The sequence below is a fragment of the Inquilinus sp. genome (assembly GCF_057815775.1).
In genome coordinates, this window is sequence record NZ_JBYRFX010001033.1 from 1 (window position 1) to 3,856 (window position 3,856).

Consider the following 3,856-nt stretch of genomic DNA (forward strand, 5'->3'; position numbering starts at 1 on the left):
CCTCGACGTGCAGTCCTACAAGCACGTGCAGCGCTGGGCCCACGCCATCGATGCCCGGCCGGCGGTGAAGCGCGGCCGCATCGTCAACCGCCTGTTCGGCGAGCCGTCCGAGCAGCTGCACGAGCGCCACGACGCCAGCGATTTCGACACCAAGACCCAGGACAAGCTGGCGGCAAAGGAATAGGGCCCTTCGCGGACTCCGCCGGCATCGTTTGCCGGTGGAGTCCGCCCGCTCTGAACCGGCCGGGGCGCAGACGCTGCGGCGCCCTGACCGGGCCGCATGGCTCGCATGTTGCCCGGCCGCGCCGTTCCTCCTAATGTCCGGCGGTTTTTATCGCGGAGGCAGGCATGGCGGCGGTTGGCGAGCAAGCGGGGCAGCAGCAGGTCAAGAAGGTGGTTCTCGCCTATTCGGGCGGGCTCGACACCTCGGTCATCCTGAAATGGCTGCAGGAGACCTATGACTGCGAGGTCGTGACTTTCACCGCCGATCTCGGCCAGGGCGAAGAGCTGGAGCCGGCGCGGAAGAAGGCGGAACTGCTGGGCATCAAGCCGCAGAACATCTTCATCCGCGACGTGCGCGAGGAGTTCGTGCGCGACTTCGTGTTCCCGATGTTCCGCGCCAACGCCCTCTATGAAGGCGTCTACCTGCTTGGCACGTCGATCGCCCGGCCGCTGATCTCCAAGCACCTGGTCGAGATCGCGGCCGAGGTCGGCGCCGATGCCGTCGCCCATGGCGCCACCGGCAAGGGCAACGACCAGGTCCGGTTCGAGCTGTCGGCCTATGCGCTGAACCCGCACATCAAGGTGATCGCGCCCTGGCGGCTGTGGGACCTGACCAGCCGCACCCGCCTCCTGGCCTATGCCGAAGAGCGGCAGATTCCGATCGCCAAGGACAAGTACGGCGAGGCGCCGTATTCGACCGACGCCAACCTGCTGCACATCTCCTACGAGGGCAAGGCGCTGGAGGACCCCTGGGTCGAGCCTGATGAGGCGATGTACACCCGCTCGGTCAGCCCGGCCGAGGCGCCGGATGCGCCGACCTATGTCGAGATCGAGTTCGAGCAGGGCGACGCGGTCGGCATCGACGGCGAGCGCCTGTCGCCGGCTTCGGTGCTGACCCGGCTGAACGAGCTGGGCGGCCAGAACGGTGTCGGCCGGCTGGACCTGGTCGAGAACCGCTTCGTCGGCATGAAGAGCCGCGGCATCTATGAGACCCCGGGCGGCACCGTGCTGCTGGCCGCGCACCGGGCGATCGAATCGATCACGCTCGACCGTGGCGCCGCCCACCTCAAGGACGAGGTGATGCCGCGCTATGCCGAGCTGATCTACAACGGCTTCTGGTATTCGCCGGAGCGCGAGGCGATCCAGGCGCTGGTCGACAAGACCCAGGAGCGGGTCAACGGCACCGTCCGGCTGAAGCTGTGGAAGGGCAACGTCATCGTCGCCGGCCGCAAGAGCCCGAACAGCCTGTACCGCCTCGACTACGTCACCTTCGAGGAGGATTCGGTGTACGACCAGCGCGACGCGCAGGGCTTCATCAAGCTCAACGCGTTGCGCCTGCGTCTGGGCGCGATGGCCCGGGGCAAGTAAGGCTCGGACGGATAGTAAGCGCCCCGCCGAAGCGGGGCGCGGGTCCGTGCCGGTCGATCAGACGAAGGTGAAGTCCGACGCCGTCAGGTGCAGGTTGGCCAGATCGTCCACGCTGTGGACGTCGGTCAGGTGGGCGAAGGTGTCCGCCTGGTTGGTCGAGGTGACATAGGCCAGGTTTGCTGTGTCGGTCTTGCTGTCGTAATAGACGATGATGTCGCCGGCATGCTCGCCCGTGATGCCGCGCGCGGCATTGCTGGCCGAGGTGAAGCCCTGGTCGGTGACCACGACCACATGCTCGCCATTCGCGCCGGACGCCGCGCCGCTGAAGAACGTGTCCACCGCCGTGCCGGACCCGCCCGTGGCGTGGTTGACGAAGTTCTCGCCGGCGCCGTCCGTGCCGATGCCCACCGCGTCGAAGGCGAACTTGTCGTGCGCCGGATCGAAGTCGGTGATGTTGCTGTAGCCCTGGCTCGAGCCGGCCTCCGGGTCGTGGAAGCGGAACAGGAAGGTGTCGTTGCCGGCGCCGCCCGTGAGGGTGTCGATGCCATCGCCGGTGATGAGCGTGTCGTTGCCTGAGCCGCCCTCGAGCACGTCGTTGCCGACGCCCACCTTGGTGTGCGCGGTGTTCCGGCCGTTGTCGCCGCTCAGGACGTCATCGCCGAGCCCGCCGACGACGAGGTCGTTGCCCTCGCTGCCGAAGAGATGGTCGTTGCCGTTGCCGCCATAGACCTTGTCGTCGCCCTGGCCGCCGAAGACGTAGTCGTTGCCGTCGTCGCCATAGACGAGGTCGCTGCCCTGGTCGCCGTTGATGTGGTCGTCGCCATTGCCGCCATGGACGACGTCGTTGCCGACATTGCCCGTGAGGTTGTCGTTGCCGTCGTCGCCGCGCACCAGGTCGTCGCCTTGGCCGCCATCGATGGTGTCGTTGCCATCGCCGCCTTTGGCGATGTCGTTGCCCAGGCCGGCCAGGATGGTGTCGTTGCCCAGGTCGCCGTTGATCCGGTCGTTCCCGAAGACATCGATGATCAGATCATCGCCTGTGGACCCGACAAGGATGTCGTCGCCCAGGCCCCCCAGAATAAGATTCGGCATCACTGAATACTCCTCTATGCGGCAAGGTCTTTGCCCCAGGCATAATACTCAGAATCGTGACGTTTGCATGAATCATCAGAAGTTTTTCCCTTTGTCTAGACTGACAAAGGCTATGAGAATTTAGATTGGATTCTGTATTTATTTTCAGAATGATTTTTTAAATCGCTGAATGCGGCTTCTACATTGGGGTGCAGCATCGCGAACTGAAAATCCGTGTCCCAAACACCTGGGCGCCCCGGACGGTTCCCGGTCCCTGCGGCAAAGACGCCCGGTCCTGCCAGCATGGTCCCATGCCTGGTCCTCAGCCGGCCCATAACGCGTGCCGGAGTCGCGGTCGGCGGCCAAGGGAACTGCACCGTCGAGTCTGAATAACCAGCTATTTCCGAGGTTTGCCGGATGCATTGCGACAGTCTCGCCGCGCAAGTTTCGGTCGAATCCACAATGTCGCTCTAGGCGAGCGCGGGGGCGGTTCCTATGTGACTGGCTTCGGCTCACTTGGCCGACGCGGCCGGGATTCCATTCGGTCGTGAACGACGGCGGCCTTTGCTGCCCATGGAGTGACGTATGGCGACTGGTACCGTGAAGTGGTTCAACACCACCAAGGGCTTCGGGTTCATCCAGCCGGACAACGGCGGTAAGGACGTGTTCGTCCACATTTCGGCGGTCGAAGCCGCCGGGCTGCGGTCATTGAACGAAGGCCAGCAGGTCACGTTCGAACTGGCGCGCGGCCGGGATGGCCGGGAGTCGGCGGCGAATCTGCAAGTGTCCTGACGGACAGCGCAGAACGCTGAAACCAAAACGGGCGGCCTCCCCAGGGATGCCGCCCGTTTTTGTTTGCGGGGGACTGCATGTTGCCGCTCCCGCCAGGCGGGCGAGGCAACGCGAAGGGGCTTCGCACTCCGTCTTCGTACACGTTTTGTTCATTGTGACCATCCACCCATCGGGGTCATGCTGTCCCCATGACCCAAGCCCCGCTCAATCCCGCAACCGCCCCCGCCGGCACCACAAGCCCAGGCTGTGAGACGCATGAGCGGGATTGGGCGGCGCTGGAGCTGGAGGTGCTGCACGATCTGGCGCGGATCGGCAATTCCATCTCCGAACAGCTGAACCAGGGATATGCGGCAACCGCCGCCGCCCTGCCCGCCGGATCCCCCGCACGGGTCAGGGCCGACCG

Annotated in this window: 4 protein-coding genes and 1 pseudogene; 4 read left to right on the forward strand and 1 reads right to left on the reverse strand. The window is 65.1% G+C overall.

Features of this window, described 5'->3' with window-relative positions; translation table 11 throughout:
- Together AC3XYG_RS36760 and AC3XYG_RS36765 are read left to right on the forward strand one after the other, a co-directional pair.
- Positions 1-184, forward strand: a pseudogene (locus tag AC3XYG_RS36760) (glutathione-dependent disulfide-bond oxidoreductase); the annotation flags it as partial.
- Between the two features lie 164 nt (positions 185-348).
- Positions 349-1,590, forward strand: a complete 1,242-nt coding sequence (locus tag AC3XYG_RS36765) for an argininosuccinate synthase (protein WP_489144856.1) — start codon at positions 349-351, stop codon at positions 1,588-1,590.
- Positions 1,591-1,647: 57 nt separating this feature from the next.
- On the opposite strand, the gene AC3XYG_RS36770 is transcribed toward AC3XYG_RS36765, so the two are convergent.
- Positions 1,648-2,682 carry a calcium-binding protein gene (locus tag AC3XYG_RS36770; protein ID WP_489144857.1) on the reverse strand — a complete coding sequence of 345 codons (1,035 nt, stop codon included), beginning with the start codon at positions 2,680-2,682 and terminating at the stop codon, positions 1,648-1,650.
- Positions 2,683-3,246: 564 nt separating this feature from the next.
- Here AC3XYG_RS36770 and AC3XYG_RS36775 point away from each other — a divergent pair.
- Together AC3XYG_RS36775 and AC3XYG_RS36780 are read left to right on the forward strand one after the other, a co-directional pair.
- Positions 3,247-3,453, forward strand: coding sequence for a cold-shock protein (locus tag AC3XYG_RS36775; RefSeq protein ID WP_138887178.1), 207 nt, complete (start codon positions 3,247-3,249; stop codon positions 3,451-3,453).
- 188 nt (positions 3,454-3,641) lie between these two features.
- Positions 3,642-3,856: hypothetical protein (locus tag AC3XYG_RS36780; RefSeq protein WP_489144858.1), on the forward strand; the 215-nt coding region annotated here is incomplete at its 3' end.

Bases quoted from the DNA above. Each gene is read 5' to 3' on its own strand.
- AC3XYG_RS36765 (WP_489144856.1), top strand. From the start codon at position 349: ATGGCGGCGGTTGGCGAGCAAGCGGGGCAGCAGCAGGTCAAGAAGGTG.
- AC3XYG_RS36770 (WP_489144857.1), bottom strand. From the start codon at position 2,682: ATGCCGAATCTTATTCTGGGGGGCCTGGGCGACGACATCCTTGTCGGG.
- AC3XYG_RS36775 (WP_138887178.1), top strand. From the start codon at position 3,247: ATGGCGACTGGTACCGTGAAGTGGTTCAACACCACCAAGGGCTTCGGG.